At 22.9% G+C, this 20978-nt stretch carries 22 protein-coding genes; 13 read left to right on the forward strand and 9 right to left on the reverse strand.

All coding sequences use genetic code 4. The features are described 5' to 3' along the window. Positions 1-2: 2 nt before the first annotated feature. A complete protein-coding gene (rnc, locus tag AC6I4F_RS05545; RefSeq protein WP_497873086.1) occupies positions 3-722 on the reverse strand; it encodes a ribonuclease III in 720 nt (239 codons plus the stop codon). A gap of 28 nt (positions 723-750) precedes the next feature. After that, positions 751-1779 carry a phosphate acyltransferase PlsX gene (plsX, locus tag AC6I4F_RS05550; protein WP_497873087.1) on the reverse strand — a complete coding sequence of 343 codons (1029 nt, stop codon included), beginning with the start codon at positions 1777-1779 and terminating at the stop codon, positions 751-753. A 690-nt stretch (positions 1780-2469) separates the two neighbouring features. On the opposite strand from plsX, the gene AC6I4F_RS05555 reads away from it, so the two are divergent. The 6 genes from AC6I4F_RS05555 (at position 2470) to udk (ending at position 6776) form a co-directional block, all read left to right on the forward strand. After that, a complete protein-coding gene (locus AC6I4F_RS05555) occupies positions 2470-2865 on the forward strand; it encodes a hypothetical protein (RefSeq protein WP_497873088.1) in 396 nt (131 codons plus the stop codon). A 64-nt stretch (positions 2866-2929) separates the two neighbouring features. Further along, positions 2930-3244, forward strand: a complete 315-nt coding sequence (locus AC6I4F_RS05560) for a hypothetical protein (protein WP_497873089.1) — start codon at positions 2930-2932, stop codon at positions 3242-3244. 819 nt (positions 3245-4063) lie between these two features. Further along, positions 4064-4396 carry a hypothetical protein gene (locus AC6I4F_RS05565; protein ID WP_497873090.1) on the forward strand — a complete coding sequence of 111 codons (333 nt, stop codon included), beginning with the start codon at positions 4064-4066 and terminating at the stop codon, positions 4394-4396. Between the two features lie 11 nt (positions 4397-4407). Next, entirely contained in the window at positions 4408-5268 is an 861-nt protein-coding gene (locus tag AC6I4F_RS05570) for an IS1595 family transposase (RefSeq protein WP_497874789.1), read from the forward strand. Between the two features lie 445 nt (positions 5269-5713). Next, complete coding sequence (gene ruvX, locus AC6I4F_RS05575; protein ID WP_174481257.1) at positions 5714-6139, forward strand: Holliday junction resolvase RuvX; 426 nt, start codon at positions 5714-5716, stop codon at positions 6137-6139. A 16-nt stretch (positions 6140-6155) separates the two neighbouring features. Continuing rightward, positions 6156-6776: a uridine kinase gene (udk, locus tag AC6I4F_RS05580; RefSeq protein ID WP_497873092.1), complete on the forward strand. Its 621-nt coding sequence runs from the start codon at positions 6156-6158 to the stop codon at positions 6774-6776. A gap of 193 nt (positions 6777-6969) precedes the next feature. Here the strand turns inward: udk and AC6I4F_RS05585 are convergent, their stop codons facing one another. Both AC6I4F_RS05585 and AC6I4F_RS05590 read right to left on the reverse strand, forming a co-directional pair. After that, positions 6970-7209: a hypothetical protein gene (locus AC6I4F_RS05585; RefSeq protein ID WP_497873093.1), complete on the reverse strand. Its 240-nt coding sequence runs from the start codon at positions 7207-7209 to the stop codon at positions 6970-6972. 193 nt (positions 7210-7402) lie between these two features. Beyond that, positions 7403-7816 carry a hypothetical protein gene (locus AC6I4F_RS05590; protein WP_497873094.1) on the reverse strand — a complete coding sequence of 138 codons (414 nt, stop codon included), beginning with the start codon at positions 7814-7816 and terminating at the stop codon, positions 7403-7405. Between the two features lie 404 nt (positions 7817-8220). On the opposite strand from AC6I4F_RS05590, the gene AC6I4F_RS05595 reads away from it, so the two are divergent. Continuing rightward, positions 8221-8967 carry a hypothetical protein gene (locus AC6I4F_RS05595; protein WP_497873095.1) on the forward strand — a complete coding sequence of 249 codons (747 nt, stop codon included), beginning with the start codon at positions 8221-8223 and terminating at the stop codon, positions 8965-8967. Positions 8968-9052: 85 nt separating this feature from the next. On the opposite strand, the gene AC6I4F_RS05600 is transcribed toward AC6I4F_RS05595, so the two are convergent. Continuing rightward, positions 9053-10036 carry an OTU domain-containing protein gene (locus tag AC6I4F_RS05600; protein WP_497873096.1) on the reverse strand — a complete coding sequence of 328 codons (984 nt, stop codon included), beginning with the start codon at positions 10034-10036 and terminating at the stop codon, positions 9053-9055. A gap of 263 nt (positions 10037-10299) precedes the next feature. Here AC6I4F_RS05600 and AC6I4F_RS05605 point away from each other — a divergent pair, with 263 nt between their 5' ends. Together AC6I4F_RS05605 and AC6I4F_RS05610 are read left to right on the forward strand one after the other, a co-directional pair. Next, positions 10300-10731 carry a hypothetical protein gene (locus AC6I4F_RS05605; RefSeq protein WP_497873097.1) on the forward strand — a complete coding sequence of 144 codons (432 nt, stop codon included), beginning with the start codon at positions 10300-10302 and terminating at the stop codon, positions 10729-10731. 11 nt (positions 10732-10742) lie between these two features. After that, the gene (locus AC6I4F_RS05610; RefSeq protein ID WP_497873098.1) at positions 10743-11069 is read left to right on the forward strand and encodes a transposase; all 327 of its coding nucleotides are present in this window, start codon (positions 10743-10745) and stop codon (positions 11067-11069) included. A 723-nt stretch (positions 11070-11792) separates the two neighbouring features. Here AC6I4F_RS05610 and AC6I4F_RS05615 read toward each other — a convergent pair. Continuing rightward, positions 11793-14861 (reverse strand): DNA polymerase III subunit alpha, encoded by a 3069-nt coding sequence (locus AC6I4F_RS05615; protein ID WP_497873099.1) that lies wholly within the window; start codon positions 14859-14861, stop codon positions 11793-11795. A gap of 399 nt (positions 14862-15260) precedes the next feature. On the opposite strand from AC6I4F_RS05615, the gene AC6I4F_RS05620 reads away from it, so the two are divergent. The 4 genes from AC6I4F_RS05620 (at position 15261) to AC6I4F_RS05635 (ending at position 17157) form a co-directional block, all read left to right on the forward strand. Further along, entirely contained in the window at positions 15261-15671 is a 411-nt protein-coding gene (locus AC6I4F_RS05620) for an IS3 family transposase (RefSeq protein WP_497873100.1), read from the forward strand. Then, positions 15650-15880, forward strand: a complete 231-nt coding sequence (locus AC6I4F_RS05625) for a hypothetical protein (protein WP_497873101.1) — start codon at positions 15650-15652, stop codon at positions 15878-15880. Before AC6I4F_RS05620 ends, AC6I4F_RS05625 begins: the two co-directional genes overlap by 22 nt. 130 nt (positions 15881-16010) lie before the next feature. Continuing rightward, on the forward strand, positions 16011-16403 hold the full coding sequence (locus tag AC6I4F_RS05630) for a transposase (protein ID WP_497873102.1): 393 nt from the start codon (positions 16011-16013) through the stop codon (positions 16401-16403). Positions 16404-16776: 373 nt separating this feature from the next. Next, positions 16777-17157: a hypothetical protein gene (locus tag AC6I4F_RS05635; protein ID WP_497874674.1), complete on the forward strand. Its 381-nt coding sequence runs from the start codon at positions 16777-16779 to the stop codon at positions 17155-17157. Between the two features lie 105 nt (positions 17158-17262). On the opposite strand, the gene thiI is transcribed toward AC6I4F_RS05635, so the two are convergent. The 3 genes from thiI to AC6I4F_RS05650 are packed head-to-tail and all read right to left on the reverse strand — an operon-like array spanning position 17263 to position 20977. Next, positions 17263-18441 carry a tRNA uracil 4-sulfurtransferase ThiI gene (thiI, locus tag AC6I4F_RS05640; protein ID WP_497873103.1) on the reverse strand — a complete coding sequence of 393 codons (1179 nt, stop codon included), beginning with the start codon at positions 18439-18441 and terminating at the stop codon, positions 17263-17265. 23 nt (positions 18442-18464) lie between these two features. After that, positions 18465-20153 (reverse strand): hypothetical protein, encoded by a 1689-nt coding sequence (locus AC6I4F_RS05645; protein ID WP_497873104.1) that lies wholly within the window; start codon positions 20151-20153, stop codon positions 18465-18467. Positions 20154-20203: 50 nt separating this feature from the next. After that, entirely contained in the window at positions 20204-20977 is a 774-nt protein-coding gene (locus tag AC6I4F_RS05650; RefSeq protein ID WP_497873105.1) for a type III pantothenate kinase, read from the reverse strand. Position 20978 lies beyond the last annotated feature (1 nt).

A 20978-nucleotide genomic window follows, 5' to 3' on the forward strand; every position in this document is an offset into this window, starting at 1 on the left:
GATTATCCCTTCTTATGATCACTTATTAATAAATTAGATTTTGACAGTTTTGCTAAAGCTGACTTTGCTGCTTCTTGCTCAGCTTTCTTTTTATTTGTTCCTACTCCTTTCCCCATTAGTATTTTATTATCTAAATACACATGAACAATAAAATAAGTAATATTATCTTTTTTAATTTGTTCCATATTTTTATAATTAATAGGATCTCTTTTTTCTGCCTGTACTAATTCTTGTAATTTAGTTTTATAATCAATAATTGTTTCTAACTGATTAGTTTTAATTAATTCAAATAAAGTTAAATCTAAGATTTTTTTAACGGCACTATTTCCTAAATCAAGATATACTGCAGCAAGAAATGATTCAAAAACATCTGATAAAATACTTTCGCGTTGTTGCCCACCTGTATTTTTTTCACCATTTCCCAAAAATAAATAATCTTGTAATCCTAGAGCAATTGCCACTGCTGCCAATGTTTCTTGTCTAACTGCTTTACTACGTAAACTTGTTAATTGTCCCTCATCTTTATTTGGAAATAAGTGCCAAATGTAAGTTGAAATATTTTCCCCTAAAATCGAATCACCCAAAAATTCTAATCGCTCATATGAATAATCTAAATTATGTTCGTTTGAAAAAGAACGATGAGTAAACGCTTCACGATAATTACGATTAGATTTAATTTTTTCTAAAATACTCGATTTTAAAATATGTTCAATATTAATCATATTTTTCTCCTTAATACTTATTTATAAATTATAATTCTTGAATTTGTTTAGCTATTTTATTAGTAACATCTTGCTCAATAGCACGAATTAAAAGTTTTAAAGTACTATAATAAGATTTTTTATCACTAGATCCATGTGCTTTAAAAGCAATACCATTAATACCTATTAATTGAGCACCACCTGTATTCTTATAATCAAAATTCTTTTTAATATTTTTAAAAATACCAATTGACATTAAACCTAAAAATTTAGTTCATAAATTTTTTTTATAACCATTTTTAATTAATGTAAATAATAATGATGCCATGCCTTCAACTGATTTTAAAACAATATTACCTGAATAACCATCACAAATAATAATATCAACATCACCACTTAAAACATTTCGTGGTTCAATATTACCGTGAAAATTTAAAAAACTTAACTTTTCATTTTTTTGTGTTAATTGTTTTAGTTTAGCATATGTTGCTTTAGCTACTTCTGGACCTTTGCTTTCTTCAATACCAATATTTAATAAACCAATTTTAGGACGTGAAATATTTTGAATAGTTTGACAATAAATATGACCCATTAATGTAAAATTAATTAATTCATCAACAGTGTTTTCAATATTTGCTCCAACATCCAATAATACTACTTGTCGATCTTTTATTAAAGTAGGCATAATTGGCATGAATGCCGGACGTTTAATGCCTTTGATTTCGCCTAATAAAAAATGACAAGCACCAAGATAGGCAGCAGTTGAACCCGAAGTTAGAATCCCATCTGCTTTTTTATTTTTAACTAACTGAATGGCTTGATTCATAGAAGAATCAGTCATTCTAATACCAGCGAGTGGACCATCATTCATAGTTATTACTTGGGTTGTTGCTAGTATTGTTATTCTTGATGATAATGGCTTATTTTTTAATAAAATCTGCAAGTTTCCATTAATTTGTTTTTCATCACCAACTAAACAAATTTCAACATTTTTGAATTCTTTAATAACTTCTAACGCTGCAGCAATAGCGGGCAAACTACCATGGTCTGAACCCATTACATCAAAAGCAATTTTCATAGTTCCTCCTAAAAACAAAAAATAATTTAAGAAACCTTAAATAATACTATATTATTGATATTTTAATTATACGTTAATTTTTTTAATTCCTTAAGATTAACAATCCAACTAATACTGCATTTATTTATTTTAAATATGAATATTTCATTATTTGCTAGTAAAAAGTTAAAAAACAATTTATATCTAATTATTTTGATATTGATTTTCTAAATAATTGTTTTTATTTACACCAGTTTTTTTAAAAGACCAAAAACCTTTTATTTATTTTATTAAAAAAAACTTTAAAAGCAAAAAACTAATATAAATATAAAAATATCTTATCATAATTTTACTAAAATCAAAAATAATCAAAGAATTAAAAAAAAAAAAATAAAGTTAATTAAAAATAATTTTTATTGTATTTTATTTTAAAAACTTTAGAATTTAGTTACTTCTTATTATATATCTAAGAACGCATTGGGGAAAAATTAATAACACAACTAAAAACTTTACTTATAAATAGTATTTTTTCAGATATGATTTTGAAATACTTATAAATTTTGTAGTAAAAATAATTCAAAAAAATTAATACTACTACTTTTGAGGATCTTGTTAAAAGAATATGATCCTTTTTAAAATATATACTTACTGTTATTAATAACAAATTAACATTATATTAAATAAAACTTTTGTAATTAAAAAGGAGTAAAAATGATAAATTTAAAAAAAATAAAATTAACAAAAAATAATAATCGCTTTGGTCGAAAAACAAAGAAATGAAAAAATAATAAAGGAGAATGAAAATATAAAACTGAAATTAGAAATAAATCTAATGAACTTGATTCAGTTATTTATGAATCGTATATGACAATTTATGACAAAAACAAAAATGATTTTAAATGTTGAACTAAAAGAATTGCTTTTCCAAATAGTCGAATTATTTTTGAAATATTTTTAATTAAAAATAATAAATTATATAAACACGTTAAAAAATATAAAAACATTGACAAATTATCAGATGACCTAAACAATAATAAACTTTTAGATTTCTCTCCTATCAAAGTTAAAGGAGGCGAAAAATCAGATCCAAAATATTACCTCATTTAATCAAGAATTAAGTATTAATATTAATTATGATAATTTATTAAATTTATATCAGTATTTAACATATATGCAAAAAATTATTGATAATCCTACTTCGTCTAGCAATATTTCAATAAATGTCAAAATTAAAAAAACATTACCTAATTTATTGTTAGGATTACTACTAGTTTATATTGCATTTACTGGCAAAAATGCACAAATAATAATTTCTAAATATATTTTTGATGAGCAAGAATATACATCAGAAGATTATTTTTATGGAATATTTCAAAATAAACAAAACTATTTCACAACATTCATTGATACTATTTTAACGACATTTTTTACCTCAGCAATTGCTGATTGATCAAGAAATACAATTTTAAATATAATCCAAAGTTAAAAAAGTAATCCAATAAATGATTTTAAAATTAAAAAAATTCCTATTGAAACATTTAAAAAATATAAACATGAATTTTTAACCCTTTTATATGAAGAAAATTAAGTAAAATTAAAAAATAATATGTCACGAATAAAACGTATTAATAATTTAATAAAAAAACTTAATAATATTCCAAAACCTACAGATTTTGAATATCATCCAAATTTTAAAAAAGAAAGGAAGAAGTTAGTGACTTTAATTGTTTAAAGAAGCCTATTAATAATAGTATAATAAAAGAATTAACATCTTCGGCAAATAAAGTGATTGATAATTTAAATAAATTAAAAAAACAAATTTAGATACTTTAGAATGAAAAGAAAGAATAAATTATTCATTATTTGATTTATTTTTAGAATTAGTAACATGACTAATGGCACATTCTATAATGACAGGTTCAATAGCAAATGCTATACAATAAAACTTTAAAATAAGTGATTTAATTAAATATTTTACTAAACCAAATATTATATTAGCAAATACAATCACTTATTTTTCTATACGACCAGTTAATTATATATTTAAATGAGGATTAGAAACATTAAAAATTAAAACTAATATTTGTCCTCAAATAATTTCAAACTGAATTAAAAAACAATCAAATTGTGGAAAATTTTCAATGGCAATTTTGTTATTTTTTTTCAATGCTGTTTTTACTAATATTACTAAAACGAACACCACTACTTACTAAATATGAAGTTACAAAATCTCATGATCTACTTGAATTAAAATTAAAAAAAATGAGAAACATGATTATTTTTTTTCTTAGCAACAGGTTCTCAAATGATTTCTCTTTCTATTTCAAATTTTTATAAAATCTTTAGTTTTGAAACTTTAATAAAAAAAATTAGATATTTTCATAAACCAAACATAAATTTACTAGAAGAAAAATTAATAGAATTTGAAAATAATAGTGATATTCCAATTTTTAATAAATCAGAAGTAATAAAAATGAAAGACAGTATAAATGAAGTAAATAAGGCTTATAAAGTAATATATTCAAATACAAAAAAAATAGATCCAAAGTTAATAAATAGCACTGATTATGATTCAGATCAATTTCCATTATCAAACAAAAAAAATGATTTTATTTGCTTAATTCATAATATAACTTAAAAATATATTTTTTGGAAATTATCTCCACATGTACTAGTGTGGAGGAAAAAATGAATTGAAATGAATTCAATAGCATATTTCAAAATGAAAACGATTGTTTGAAATATATAGCGAAGTTGAAAGTAATGAAATGTATCAGGTGTGCTTCTTCTAGTTTGAATGTTTCTGATTTGAGAAGAATAAGATGTTTGAAATGTCATCAAACATTTAGTATTCTTCATGACACCATTTTTCACAAGTCACAAACACCTTTGACATCTTGATTTTATTTCATCTTTAGATGAATAAACACCAAACATGGAATTACATCAACAGATGTTGCAAGGGAATTGGGTGTGACATATAAAACAACTTGAAGAATTGGTCATGAAATCAGAACTAGAATTTGGAATCAAGATGCAGGGTTCATTGATGATGGCACAGCACAGATGGATGAAATGTATCTTTCACATGTAGGTTTTAAAAAACAAGGAAGATACTTGCTGAATAAAACCTTAATTGTTGGAGTTTATGATAAAACCAGCAACAAACTAATTGTGAAAGTATTGAAAAAAGCAGATGAGAAAAAACTTTTATGATTTGCATTGAAACACATTTCTACTGGGTGTTGTCTATTTACGGATTCTTGGAAGGGATATGGAAGTTTCAAAAACTTCTATCACAAACATGAAATCGTAAATCATGAAGTTGGGTATGTGTCATCAACAGGTGTAAACACAAACCAGATTGAATCTTTATGAAAACACATCCCACGAACTTTTCGAACACACATAAAAGTTTCAAAACATCATGTTAATTTATATGCTAAAGAGGCTGCATATAAATTCAACAAGATACCTAGTTTTGAAACTATAATTTTGTGTTTGATTTAGATACATGTGGGGATAATTTCCTAGATAGGCTTTTATCTCCGTTTATGTGATAAAATTTAAAAATAGTACATAAAGGGATAAAAGCCTATTTTTTTTAAAAAATATTTATACTAATTTATTGATATTTTTAAAAAAAAGAAAAAAATAATCCAAAATTTAACATTAGGAAAGAGGAACTTTTTATTATGGATAAAGATAAATAAATTGAAAAGTTAAGAAAACAAGATGCAGAAAATAAAAAACAATTTGAAGAAGAAAGATTAAAAAAAAGAATTGAAGAAGCTGAAAAAGAAAGAAAAACAATTGCAGAATAAAAAAAACAAAATAAAAAAGATAAAAATGTATAGACATAATACATTTTTATTATACTTACAATATAAAAAATATTTTTTTATAAAATTAATATATTATTAAAATTAAAAAAAATATTAAGTATAATAAATTTATGAAATATTTAGGCATTGATTTAGGTAGTAAAACATTAGGACTTGCTCGTGGTGAAGGAAAAATTGCTTTTTCTTGAAAAACTATTCGTTTCCCAGAGCATGATTTTAATAATGCTATTATCCAACTCCAAAATGCTATTAAAGAATATGATGCTGATATTCTTGTTTTTGGTTACCCTTTAAACATGGATAGCACAGTCGGCCCCAGCGCAAAAATTGTTTTAAATTTTATTGATAAATTTAAATTAACACAAAATAATGATAAACTAAATATTGTTTTACAAGATGAAAGAAGAACTACCTATTCTTCGCAGCAAATATTAATTAAATCTAATGTTTCTTCAAATAAAAGAAAACAAGTTAAAGATCAATTGGCTGCTGCTATTATTTTACAATCATACTTTGATAAAATAACTCAATCTTAAATTTTAGGAGATAAATGTGAAATATAAAAAAATTAATTTAATCGCTATCGCTGGCGGCAGTGCTTCAGGAAAAACAACAGTAGCAGAAAAAATTGCTGAAGCTTATAATAAAAAAAATGTCATTTTTGTACAAATGGATAATTATTATCATGGCCTTAGTAATTTAAAAGTTGAAGAAAGAAAAAAAACTAATTTTGATCACCCTAATGCTATTGATATGAAATTATTAATTCATGATTTAGAACAATTATTACTCGGCAATGCTATTGAAGAGCCTATTTATGATTTTAAAATCAATAGTCGCAGTAAAAACACTGAGATTATTGGTCCGGGTGATGTTATCATTCTGGATGGTATTTTTGCTTTAGAAAATCCTATTATTCGTGAATTATCTACTATCAAAATTTTTGTTGATACTGATAGTGATACTAGACTACTAAAAAGAATTAAACGAGATGTTAGTTTTAGAAATCGTACTCTTGACAGTGTTTTACAACAATATGCATTAACCGTTAAACCTATGCATGATGATTTTGTTGAGCCAACTAAACGTTATGCTGATATTATTATTTCTTTTGATTTTCATAATACTGTAGCTATTGATATTATTGCTACTAAACTTAAAGCAAATATTTAATAATTGCTTTAAGTTTTAATTTTTAGAATAACAATAAAATGCATCTTTAAGATGCATTTTTAAATTGTTTTTTATTGTTTTTTATAAGTTAACAAAGAAGATTATCAACTTAAATAATCAATTTTGTCTTCATTTAGAAGAGATAAAATATTAAATTTTTGTATTTGCATTGCTTGCTCATAAACACTATTTTTTATTTCATATTTTTTTCTATACTATCAATATTTAAAACTTCAATTACTGTATTTCCATTTTCATGTGTTACTAAACCAAGTTCATTATTTAAATTAAATAATGTTTGAACATTAATTGATAAATCTAATACATAATTTACTTTATTACTATCTAAATCACTATAATATAATTTTGCTTTTTTACTTGCTAAATTTAAACTATAAAAATATATTTTACTATTTATTTCTGTTATTCACATTGTATCGTTAATGTTAAAAAAAATCATCTCCAATTATTGGTTTGGCTTCAGATTGACCTTTTTTTATAATTAACACACTATAACTTATAGGTTTATTTATAGATCTATAAATAGGAAGATAAATATTTTCATTTTTATCAATAAATATAGAATTAACTATTAGATTGTTTGGTAAATTTATTTTTTCAATAATTTAAGTATTAATATTATATTTATAAAAGCCATCAAAAGTTGATACATAAATATTATTTTTCAAATAAATAATATCAGTTACCATACCCGAAACTAATGGCATAGTTTTAGATTGATTTTTATTATTAAGAATTAGTACTCCACCAGCAGAAGTTAAATAAATATTACCTTTAATATCAATTATCATGTGAAAAGAACCTACTTTTAATTCTTTATTTTCTCAATAAATTTCATTATTTCTGGTACTGATATTATATTTTCAAATTTTTTGTCCATGTGTATGAAGATTAGAACTATCAAAAGTTGTATAATACAAATTACCATTGTCATCCTGTGTTTGTTTTACATTTTTTGTTGATATTATATTTTTATAATTAAAGTTAGTATCTTGATAATTATCATATATTTTTTTCATTATATTATCCCCTTCATTCTTTTTTTAAAATAGTTATTTTTATTATTTCTTCTTTTAAGTACATATCGATAATTCTAGTAACTAAAATGAACAAACGATATCACATGCTTACTAGAGCTTACTATAAAAAAAATAATTAGTAGTATTTTTTATTATCCATTATATTTTTATATTTCACATTATTTAGGTTAAACTTTGTTTACTTTAAAAATTAAAGTATCGGTCAAAAAAAATTTATAAATTTTATAACAATAATTATATTTATTTATTTTCTATAAGTCAAATTTTAATAAAAATACAAATATAAATAATCAATAATAGTCATCAATATTTCTTCAATCAATTGTTGCGATTTGACATTAAGGTAGCAAAAATGATAAAATAAAAAGTTTGAGTGGTTAAATATGAAAAAAAAACTAAATTATAAAAAAATATTAATTGCAACTGGTGTATTAGCTGTCGTTGCTACAAAAAGCACAAAATCAGAATCAAAAAAAGAATTAAGTTCTATCATTATTAAGTTAGAAGTTGACTGTAACAAATTTAATACCGAAAAAACAGTTCTTGATGAAATCATTAAACAAAACAAAGATGTAACTGCTAATGATGTTAAAATTAAAAACTTCAAAGCAGCATCAGAAGAAAATGCTGGCTCAGTAGAACTACATGCTAAAGCCGACAGTAAATATACAGGAAAAGTAAATATTATAATTACAAAAGTTGATACTGAAGAAGAAAGATTAGAAAAAATTATTAAAAAAACTAAAGTTGCTAATGATAAAGAAAGATATGGCAAGGAATATGTTGAGGCATATAAGGAATATTTTGCATTTCTTGAAAAAACTATGGAAGCAAAATTTAAAATAGAACCTTGAGTTATAAATGAAGAACCTACAGATTCAAATAAAACTGACATTTTTTTAAATTTAGAAAATTATATAAGAGAAATTAGATTATCACACTATAGACTAGGTTTAGTAGAACAACATATTAACATTTACTATAAAAGAGAAAAAATGTTAATTGATAATGAAAATAAAACATTAAAATTTGAGAATATTCAAATGAATATGTATAAAACTGAAGATTGCAAATCAATACCAGGTTCTCAATACCAAATAAATACAACTATTAATTACCAAGTAAAATAAATTTAAAATATACTAAAAATAACCAAATATTTGGTTATTTTTTATTAATATAACAAATCAATAAATATAAAATTGATAATACTAATTAATTAGTATTTGTATTAGTACTTTCTTTTAATAATTGTTGATCTCCTGTTTTAGAACCATTAATTATTGGTTTAATAAATGATTCAAAAACAAGATTAGGATTTGTAAATAATTGATCTTGATTATTTAATTCAAAAATAGATTTTTCTAATATTTCATTTTTTTGATGCGCTGGTACTTTAATTATATTCTCAATAAAAATATCAATTATAGCATTTTGTGTTTCTTCATTAATTTCTTTATCAGACAACTGATTTTTAAGTTTCAATCTAGCATTAATTAAAAAATCAGCACTTTCCTCTCTTGGAAATAAAATACTTTCTTGAGAACTATTATTACTTGAATTAACTTCAAATGAAGGCGTCACTACTTTTGTAGTTTCTTCCTCATTCCTTTTTTCTGGTTTTTGATTAGTAACATTTGAAAAATATTGATAATGTCGAGCTTGATAGTATAACTTCACCTCATTATTAGCAATTACATTATCTGATTCAAATCTTTCCCTACTTGCAACATCAAAATCTTCATTAATTCTAATAATATCACAATTTAAAATATTACAAATTGCTTCAATTTTAACAGAACCTGTTATTTCACCATTTTTTCTCATTTGTTCTAAAGTTTTTCTTATTTGTGTATCTTCACTATTGTTAAGATACAATTCTTTATTTTTTTTATTGATTTCACTATCTAATAACATTGATCTAAAGTTAGCTTTATTATTTGGCCGTTTTGTATCTAAATTTGTTTCAATATAATCACAAATACGATTACGAAAGACTTTAACTAATTTTTCATTTTCTTTATCAGTAAAATTAAAATCAGCAAAATTAAAAATTCGTTCTCAGCCGATTTCTATACCAAAAAGTGATTTATATCTTGTTTTAAATTGATTTTTATTAGTTTTAACTTGTTCTAAATATGAAACAATTACTGCTCATAATAAACAATTACCATCTCTTTGAACATCTTTAATTGTCATGGTAATGTGTGCTCCTTTAAAAGAAAAATAGTTACTTTAAAATAAAATACTAAACTACTTTTAGAATAAATATATTTTGATTTTAATGCTCGTTGCTTTGCAATTCACCGCAAAATTGGTAATAAATATTACTACTTATAATATAACAAAAAAACAAAAAAATAATAGCAAATCGTTATTAAAATAATATATAAATATTTTATAATTTAATTTTATTTAATTAAAAACAGTACTTCTCCCCGCATGTACTTGTGGAGAAAACAATGACACTGAATGAATTCATCAATGCTTTTCAAACTGAACAGCAATGTCTTGCATATATAGCAAATTTGAAAGAAAACAAATGTATTAGGTGTTTTAGTTTTAATTTGAATACTTCTGATTTAAAAATAATGAGATGTTTGAAATGTAATCAAACATTTAGCATTCTCACAGGCACCATTTTTCACAAGTCACAAACACCTTTGACATCTTGGTTTTATTTCATCTTTAGATGAATAAACACAAAGCATGGTATAATATCAACAGATGTTGCAAGGGAATTGGGTGTGACATATAAAACAGCTTGAAGAATGGGTCATGAAATCAGAACACGTATTGCAAAACAAAAACCTCAATTTATTGTTGAAGGTACAGTACAAATTGATGAAATGTATCTTTCACATATGGGTTTTAAAAAACAACCAATAATTTAATTGTAAAAGTATTGAAAAACGCAAAGAGTAAAAATCTTTTGCAGTTTTCAAGAAACCACATTTCTTCAAAATGTCTTGTATATACTGATTCTTGAAAAGAATATTGCGATTTTAAATCAGTTTTTACTAAGCATGAAACAGTTAACCATCAAGATGTCTATGTTTCAAAAACTTGTGTAAATACCAACCAAATTGAATCAGTTTGAAAACATATAAGAAGAGCATTTAAAACACATATAAAAGTTGCAAAACATTATGTTCGTTTATATACTAAAGAGGCTGCATATAAATTCAACAAGATACCTAGTTTTGAAACTGTAATGCTATGTTTGATTTAAAAATGTGAGGAGAAGTCCGTAGATAGGCTTTTCTCGGCATTTATGTGATAAAATTTAAAAATAGTACATAAAGGGATAAAAGCCTAAAAAATATATTATAATACTTTCCTAACAAATAAAATTAACCTATAAATAAAATATAAGGAGATTTTTAGAAATGAAAATTCAGAAACTTAAAAAAATAAATTTAATAACACTATCACTATTGATTTTAACTATTTTGGTTATATTTACATCTTTAACCTTAATAGATTTTTTTAACATAAAAAAATGATATAAAATATATTCCTTCTTTTTATAATTATTATCGAAAACAAGAAATAATAACAAAAGAAAATGGTTTTAATTTAATAAAAGAACATGGTTTAATTTATATATTAACTAATAATAAATTATATTTTTGTAAAAATTACCTCTTCCAAAATATTGTTGAAAACTATAATCTTAAATCATTAGTACAACTAAAAATTAGAATTGTTTTTGCTATAATTTTAAGTCCAATTTTATTATTTATAACTATATTACTAATCTTTTTAAATAAATATTTAAAAATAAAAAAAGTAGATAATAACTTTTGAGATGCTATTGAAAATTGTGAAATTATTAATAATTATTATGTTCATTAATTTTTTATTTATTATTAGAAATTAAACTAAGAAACTTAAAAACCATTGATTATATTTATTATTTAATATAGTAAGCATAGATAAAATTATATGCTTACTATAAATTTTTAATTACTCTTGATAAAATTAACTTAATATTATCATTATAAATTTCTACCTTTCCTTCCATTAAAATTACTTTATTAACTTGTAAATATTCTTGGTATATTTGATATAACTTTTCAAAAACCGTTACTTCAATAACATTACTATCATTTTGCATTTCAAAAAAAGCCATTAATTTTTTAGTTTTAGTTTTAATTACTCTAATATTATTGATAACTCCATATACTCTAACATGTTGATCAACATAATTATTAATATATGCTAAATCAATAGCTTTATTATGAGGATCTAATTGCTCTTTTCATAGTAATTTAGGATTATATTTTAAGTAAAGCCCTAATGCACGATGTTCATTAATACTATTATTATTTCAATCATCTTCTCTTTGTAACATAATTGGGTTAGCAATTAAATTAAAATTTAATGATAATTTGCCACTAGTTTCATCTTTTACCTGCACCATATTGGCATATTCTAATGCAGCATCCAAGTTTAATAATAACATTGTTCGATTTGATTGAATATCATCTAAAGCACCAGCGGCAATTAAATGTTCAATGTTTTTACGATTCAAACCAATAAATATTGCTCGAGCACAAAAATTAAAAAAATCTTGAAAAAATCCATTACTAGTAAGTTCTTTAATAAGATTACTACAACTACCTTGACTCATTTGCTTAATTGCTTGTAAACTATAACGAATAGCTTTTTTAGCATCATCAATTAAAAAATCAATTCCAGAAAATTGAATTGATGGTGGTAAAACTTTAATTTGATATTTTTGACATTCATTCAAATATTGTAACATTTTTTGATCATTACCAATAACACTACTTAATAACGATACCATAAATGCCAATGGATAATTTGCTTTTAAATAAACTAAATAATAACTAATTAATGAATAAGCAACAGCATGAGATCGATTAAATCCATAACCAGCAAATTTTTCAATATCTTCTCATATTTTCTTAACAACTCTTGATGAATAACCTCTATTAACAGCACTTTTAATAAATGAGTTTACTTGTTCTTTCATAACTGTAGTATCTTTTTTACTAATTGCACGACGAATTAAATCAGCTTTTCCTAATGAATAACCAGCAACTTTCTGTAAAATTAATAATATTTGTTCTTGATAAATAATAATGCCATAAGTTGATGCTAAATAAGGTTTTAAATCTTCATGAATATACGCAACTTTTTGTTTTCCTAATTTACGATTAATATAATCTTGAATGTACTCTTGTGGTCCAGGACGAAATAAAGAAGAACTAGCAATAATATCTTCTAAGTTATCAACTTTCATTTTAATTAAAATTTGACGCATTCCTGAAGATTCCAATTGAAAAATACCGGTTGTATCACCATTTTTAATAATTCTAAAACTTTTTTCATCATTTAAAGGAATTTGAGATAATTTTAAATTTAAAAAATAATGTTTACTTACTTGTTGTAAAATATTTTGCAAAATAGTTAAATTACGTAATCCTAAAATATCCATTTTTATCAAACCAAGAGCTTCTAGGGTTTGCATTGGAAATTGCGTTTGATAAATACCTTGAAATCCTAATTGTAATGGGATAGCAGTAACTAATGCTGCACTTGTAATAACGATTCCTGCTGCATGAGTACTAGTTTGTCGTGGAAAACCAAGAATTTCTTTGGTTAAAGTAAACAATAAAGGATACTTATTTGCATATCATGCTAATTTTGGTGATTGTTTAATAGCCATATCTATTTCAAAATTATATTGAATTGGTATTAATTTTGTCATTTCATTAATATCTTCGATATTAACTTGAAAAACTCTTCCCAAATCACGAATTGCCATTTTACTAGCAATTGTTTGAAAAGTAACAATATATGCAACATGTTCTTTGCCATATTTTTGATGAATATATTTAATAACTTCATCTCTTCTTGTATCTTCAAAATCGATATCAATGTCTGGTAATGATATTCGTTCTGGATTTAAAAATCTTTCAAAAATTAAATTATAAGCAATAGGATCAACACCAGTAATTCCTAAAACATATGCCACTAAACTACCAGCAACACTTCCTCTACCTGGTCCAACCATTATATTCTTGCTTTTTGCAAATTTAACATAATCATTAACAATTAAAAAATAATCAGCAAAACCCATTTCATTAATTACTTGTAATTCATATAAAACTCTTTTAACGTATTTTTCAGGAATTTCACGACTTTGAAAATGCGCATCTAATCCCTGCTTACATAATTCTTGCAAATATAAATTACTAGTAAGATTATTAGGGCAAGTAAATTTTGGTAAACTTAATTCTGCACTATTTGGCTTATTCTTAGGAAATTTTAAATTACATAATCAAATAACCTTTTCAATGTTTTCAATAATTTCATTTGGATAATGTTGTATTAAATCTTGTTTAGTTTTATATAAAAACTCATTACTTTTTGATAAATCTTCTGATTTTAATGTTTTTTGTTCTTTAATAGCTTGTAAAGTTTGATAAGTACGATGTTGTTTTTCATCTAAATATAAAACCAAATCAATTGGAATAATATTAGATGTAATCGATTTTAATAAAGTAATATTATCCATATCACTAGGTACTAAACCAAAATAAACTAGTTCATGACCTGTTGAATTTAAAATATCATAATTATTTTTAATATATCTAATATTTTTGTTATTAGCATGAATAATAACTAAAACTTCACGTGTTTGATTAAGATATTTTTTTACATCATTAGTAGTAACAATATTATTATTAGTACTAATAATAGTAGAAAGTTCTATTAATCTTTGATAACCAGCATATGAAGTCGCCATAATAGTTAATTCAACTTTATCACTAGCACTTTCTCAAACACAATTTAAACCAATTAATGGTTTAATATAATTCTCTATACATAAATTACAAAATTCATAAGCACCATACATTATATTTTTATCTACTAAAGATAGAACTTTTAAATTATTTTTTTTAGCAAATTCAATATAATCACTTATTTTAATAGTTGATGAAAGAAATGAATAATTAGAACGAACATTTAAATTAACTATATATTTCATACTATCCCCTACAATTCTTGAATGACTTATATTACAAGTTAATTTTAACATCATTTTATCTTGCTACGTTATTCTTTAGTTATTGTTTTCAATACAAAACTATTTAAAACACTTAAAATAAACATTATTTTTTCCATATAATTAATAATAAATAACTTGGAAAAATTATAATATATTTTTTGTATATTAAAACCAATAATATGCTAAAATCTGCATAAACTTAATACAAGTTATCAACTTATTACTTCATTTTAAAGTAAGTGAGTTTGTTATTTTTAATCAAATAAGAAGAAAAAAATGGACATTCAAAATATTAATGGAAATTATCCCTACATGTACTAGTGTGGGGATAATTTCCATTTTAATTTCAAGAAAAAAGAAGATAAAATTGAAAATAATATGTATGATGAAGTTGTTATTAGTGCTTTTAAAGAAAATAAAGAAGCTTATGGAACAAGAAGATTAAAAGTTGTTCTAAAAGAAAAGAAAATTAATTTATCAAGACGAAAAATTAAAAAAATTATGAATAAACATAATTTAATATCAAAATACAATAAATTATCATACAAAAATTATCATAATAAAGTAAATGATAGTCAAATTACTAATCTTGTTAATAGAGACTTTAATAATAGGCTTAAAAATGAAGTTATTGTTAGTGATTTAACTTATGTTCAATTTAATGGTAAATGAAACTATATTTGCTTATTAATCGACCTGTACAATCGCGAAATTATTGAACATAGTGTAGTACTAAAAAAGATGCATAATCAGTATATCAAGCATTTATGTGCACAAATCGTTGTTTAAAAAATATTGAAATATTTCATAGCGATCGCGGTAATGAATTTAATAATAAAACTATTGATAAAATTTTATTAGCATTCAATATTACCCACTCTTTAAGCAAAAAAGGTTGTCCTTATGATAACGCTGTTGCTGAAGCAACTTTCAAAACTTTCAAAACAGAGTTTAATAATGATAAAAATTTTACATCATTAATCCAATTAAAATTATAATTATTTGCTTATATCAATTGATACAACAACATAAGAATCCACAGTACTCTAAACTACTTAACCCCCATAAAACACCAAGAACAAATGTCTACCAAAAAACAGTCCTAAAAAAAGTTGCCATTCCAGATCCTTGTTTTTTAAAACCTTGATTGTTGGAGTTTATGAGAAAACCAGCAACAAACTAATTGTGAAAGTATTGAAAAAAGCAGATGAGAAAAATCTTTTATGATTTGCATTGAAACACATTTCTACTGGGTGTTGTCTATTTACGGATTCTTGGAAGAGATATGGAAGTTTCAAAAACTTCTATCACAAACATGAAATTGTAAATCATGAAGTTGGGTATGTGTCATCAACAGGTGTAAACACAAACCAGATTGAATCTGCATGAAAACACATCCGACGAACTTTCCGAACACACATAAAAGTTTCAAAACACAATATTCATTTATATGCAAATGAAGCTGCATATAAATTCAATAAGATACCTAGTTTTGAAACTATAATTTTGTGTTTGATTTAGATACATGTGGAAATAATTTCCTAGATAGGCTTTTATCTCCATTTATGTGATAAAATTTAAAAATAGTACATAAAGGGATAAAAGCCATATTAATTTAATAAAAGCTGCTAAAAGTGGTGAACTACAAGTAATTAAAAAAATAATTAAAAATGGTGGCAATGTTAATTATATATGCGATGATATAACCGCTTTAATATGAGCAGCGCAAAATGGTCATTTAAATGTAGCTAATATCAATGATGTTAATATTTATCATGTAGTTAAAAATAGACCTGATCCTTGAATATTAAATAACATTAATGGACAAATAATTATAGCCAAATATTTAAAAACAAATGGTTATTATAACTATGCTAATCTTTTACTAGATACTATTGAAAATGGTGATACAGCTTTAACAATAGCTGCTAAAAACAAACACCCAAAAATAGTTGAAAGATTATCCTATGAAATTTATGAACAAGAAATAAAACAATGATATAAATTTGGATTACCTACTATTCTTAATGTTACAACCAATAAAAATAATTTTGAAGTTAAATCTCTTCAAGAATTAGCAAATGAAGTACAAAAAATAACAACCAATATTGATTTTAGAGAACCAAATCCATATCAAAAATTACAAATAAATTTAAAACTTGCTCAATTAGAAATTGATATTGAAAAAAAATTATTAGTAAATGAAATAAATGCAATCGATTTAAAAAATCAACCTTTAACAAGTAATCAAAATACTTATTGTAATATTTTATAGTTTACTATTAAAAAATAACAAAAAGAGTCAAACTTCACTCTTTTTTTATATTTAAAATAAATAAACTGCAATTTATTAAAAATATTAAATTATTAATAGTTTTATTTATATTTTTTCAATATCTTTAAAACTATTTATTAAAATTTGTTCTCAATCAATTATTTGCTTTAAATCATTTTCTAAAAGTTCACATTCTTTAATCTTTGGTTGTGTAACAGGGTTTTTGGGAACAAATAATGAACAACAATCAGCGAATGTTAAAATTGATGTTTCATAAGTACCAATTTTTTTAGCAAGATTAATAATATCAACTTTATCTTCGACAATTAAACTACGCAAAATTGGTAAATTGCTAACAATATTAATAGCATTAATACTTGCTAATGTTTGTGAAGCAACCTGAACAATTGCTTCACCAGTTGCTAATGCTTGAATTTTATATTTTTCTGCAAATAAACTAGCAATTATAATAAACATTCTACGCATTAAAGTAATACGATAACTTTCTTTCTTAATATGACTTAATTCATTTTGCAAGTTAGTAAAATAGCAAATATATAAATTTTTACTACCAGCATTATAAGGTGCTAAAATTTGAACTAAAGTTTCTACTTTTTTTAATGCTGTTTGTAAAGTAAAAGGTGGAGTAGCAAAATGTAAATATTGAACTTGTAATCCTCGTTTCATTAATTTATATGCTGCTACAGGGGAATCAATACCACCGCTCAATAATAATAATAATAATAATTTCCCTGAACTACCTACTGGAAATCCACCAGCACCAATAATTTTATTTGCAAATAAATAAATATCATCCTTATTAACTTTGATATTTATTTTTAAATCAGGATTAGTAACATTAACTTTTAAATCTGTTTTTTTTAAAATTATAGCTTCTATAATTTTAACTATTTGTTCTGAATTTAATGAAAAACTCTTATCACTAAGACTAACAAAAAGTTTAAATGTTTTAAAATTTGTTAGATCTTGACTTAAAATTAATGATATTACTTTTTCTGATAATATTTCCATATTTTTAGCAATTCTAAAAGCAGGTGATAATGAACTAATAACAAATATTTTCACCAAAATATTAATAGCATCATTCATTACATCAAGAGATAAATTGGTTAGTTCCATCCGATCATGAAAATGAATAATATTTATTTGTTTATAATCACTAAGAGCATACTTAATATTTATTTTTAATTGTTTAATAAAATCAATCCGATTTTTACTTTTAGTTGTTAATTCACCATAACGAATAATAATAATTGGTACCATTTAATTTTCCTCTTTTTTAAAATTTATTCCATTAATTCCGATAATAATGTTAATGCTTTTTGATTATGATTATTAGTGATATTATTTTCAATTTCATTAAATTTACTATTAAGTTGCTGATTAATTGAACGATGACGGTTAGCATAAACAAGAGTTAAATGTGATAATTTATGAATAGTAATTTCCATTTTTAATTCAGTATAAAGATGAAAAATTTTATTTTGTAAATCATTAAATTTACTAAAATAAGAATTATCATAATTTCCATTTTTAAAATTTAAAATAGTACCATTTATTAAATATTGTAAATCACTAAACTTTTCTTTATAAATTTCATTTAAATAATAAAAATTAATATTATTTAAAATATTATCAATTTGTAACATCATTGAATTGATTTTATCAACATAAGTTTTAAATTTAATTTTTGCTTTATTTTGTTCATTCAACAATTTATTATACTCTTTTAAACTATTAAAAACAACAATACTATTTTCAAATAACGCCGCTAATAACATCACTAATGTTTCATAACTAGTATTTTTTATTGATTTTTGATGTTCTATGATTAATAAATTATCAAAATGATTAACAGAAGCAAGTTGCTTATTAATAATAGTTTCTAAGTTAGTTATTTTGCTATTTTCTATCATTTTAGAATTAATTTTATTTGAAAGAGTAATTTCATTTTTAATAGTTTCAAATATTTCATTAAAATTAAAACTCATAACTAAAAATTTTTCATAATTTTGTTTAAAAATATTATAAAATATTTGTTCTTTATCAATTTTATTACTAAAAGTGGCAATTAATTTTAATATTTCTTGAGTGTTAACCTTAGCTTTTTTGTATTGTAAATTATTAATTTGTTTATTAATAAAACTTAACTTTTCATCAACGTTTGCTACTAATTGTTCGTATTGTAAAAGTAAAGTATTATTTATTTTTATCATTTGATATTTATTTTTTAAGGCAGCCATTTTCTGTTTAATTTCATATGTTATAATATAACGAAGTGTTGGTAAATTATCTAAAATTTCTGCCAATGTTACAACAGCAATCGCAATCTTACTTAAAATAGTAATAATTTGACTAACATTAATAGCATTAATATTTGTTTCTAATTCTTTAAACATATCATTAATTATTTTAATAACTTCATCTAATTGTTCTCGATTAAGATCGTTTTGTAAATTAATCTTGATCATTTGATCTTGTAAATAATTAAAATTTTGTTTAAAAAATAATTGATATTCTCGTAATAATTGATCAATACTAATAAAATAATCTATTTCAATTGTTAATAACTGCAACTGATTTTTTAAATTATTACTCTTATTATACATTCTATACATTAATTTATATCTTTTTCATAATTCTTTATTATTTTGTAATTTTAAAATTTGAATATAATTTTTAAAAACCTTATTTAAATCTTTTTTTAAAAAAAGATTATAACGACTAATTCAAATTCCTAAAATAGAACTATATTGTTCATTTGCTTGTACCATTTGATTAATACGATTTAATCTTTCTTTAATATTAATATTTTGAATATATTGCAAATTTTTATAAACCATAAATTGTTTATTTTTATACGAACTAAAAATTACTAATAAACTTGTTAAAACGATAATAGTAAAAATTAATAAACTAATAATAGTTATTATAATAATTTGTGCACTAGTTAATTTATAAATTTTTATTAACATCAACATAGTTTTTTTCTCCTTTCCTTATATTTTAAATATATTAAAAGATATTAATCTTTTATTTTATTATTACTTCTAAAATATTTAATAATATCAACTAAACCTAAAAATAACATTTGTGGTTCATAAATATAAGAAAAATCAAAATAAGATTTTAAAATTGGTACACTACCTCCTGTTAAAATTACAGGTAAACTAATATTTGTTTCATTTTGAATTCTAACAACTATACTATTAATCATTGCACTAAAACCATAACCATAACCAATTGATAAAGCATGATTAGTATTTTTACCTAACATTGATTGATAATGTTGCATTTCAAAATCGACAAGTAAAGCAGCATTATCAATCAATGCTGCTTTACTTGTACTAAATCCAGGTCCAATAATAACGCCAACCAAAACATCATTAACAACAATACTATAGGTAGTAGCAGTTCCCAAACTAACAACTATCGCATTGTGATACTTAGTATAAGCAGCATATGATAATGCTATCAAATCACTACCTAATTGGCGATTTTCTAAATTAAGTTTTAAAGGTAAAGAACTTAGCAAATTAAAATCAACAATTAACGGTTTTAAATTATATGTAAAAACAATTAATTTTTCTATTATTATTAAAAAATTTGGAACAACACAACTAATAACAGTTTCTTCAATATTTAATTTTTTATTTAATTTAAATGCTTTTTTCAATTGATTAATTGCATTTTTACTTTTGGTTTCTATTACTGCTCATTGTTCAATAATTTCACTATCATTAATCATAGCAATCTTAATTAATGTATTACCAATATCTACTAATAACAAACTTTTCATT

It is taken from the genome of Spiroplasma ixodetis, from assembly GCF_059729505.1.